This window comes from Streptococcus sp. HMSC077F03 (genome assembly GCF_001812375.1).
GTDB lineage: Bacteria > Bacillota > Bacilli > Lactobacillales > Streptococcaceae > Streptococcus > Streptococcus oralis_S.
This window is the reverse complement of record NZ_KV808778.1, coordinates 1-958: the sequence shown is the minus strand read 5'-3', so window position 1 is coordinate 958 and position 958 is coordinate 1. Positions and strand designations below refer to the sequence as shown.

The following is a 958-nucleotide window of genomic DNA, read 5'->3' as shown; positions in this document are numbered from 1 at the left end:
GTGAGATTATCAAATAAATCACGGTCCTTAGGGATTAAGAGGCTATAGATATCAGATAGAAGCTTAACATCTGTTTCGTTAGTCAAAAAATAGAGTTCACCTTTCTTCTTAGTCATCAAGTCATAGGCTGCTGGATATTCTTCCCTCAAGCGCCAGTCTGAAGACTGTTCAATTACGGATTGAGAAAAACTAATTGGAGTGTCTATATTTAAAAGGTTACCTGCATAATATTCTTTTAAATTAGTAAATTCTTTAAATATATTAACATTTCTGTTCTCTAGAGCCTTTCCGGCATCCTTAGGAATGTCTTCTAGATTACCTGTATCCATGTTAAAGAGGACTTCCTTACGATCCTCACCTCCCGTTTTCTGGAGAACGACTGTCCGGTATTCCTGATCTTTGTAAGCAAAAAAATGAGTATAGGCACTTGAAACTGGAAAGTAAGAAGCATCATAATCCGCAATAGCCTTCAAAAGATCATACTCCTTGCGAGGCAAATCATTCTGGCTGGTATCATAAACCTGAATCTTCCAATACTCCCCCCAACTTAGATTCTTCACGTCAAAGCGATTATCTCCCGATTTATAGATTAAACGGATACTTTCTGTGGCTATAAATCGTCTCCCATGAATTGCTGAACTATACTCAACCGGCTCATCCTTGTCTACTATATCATTACTGTTAGCGGTTCTTTTCCAAGAAATGATCAGCCCCTGTCTATCAGCTATAAATTCATGAGATGCTGGTTCTACTTCAATTGACCAAACTTTATAGCGGTCATGTGTCAAATAGCGATACAAAGGATAGGCCCCAGAAACCACAACAAGAAGGCTTAAAACCCCCAGAATGATTAGTATTTTTTTCCTATATTGTTTCATTGACTTCCTCCTGAGTATTTGTTGTTTGTATCTGATGAACAAAGATTGTAAACTCTTAATCCATTATACCATATGCGTGA

Annotated in this window: 1 protein-coding gene; it reads right to left on the bottom strand. The window is 37.5% G+C overall.

Going from position 1 to position 958, the window contains the following annotated elements; translation table 11 throughout:
• Positions 1-878: hypothetical protein (locus tag HMPREF2853_RS04870; protein WP_070535114.1), on the bottom strand; the 878-nt coding region annotated here is incomplete at its 3' end.
• Positions 879-958 lie beyond the last annotated feature (80 nt).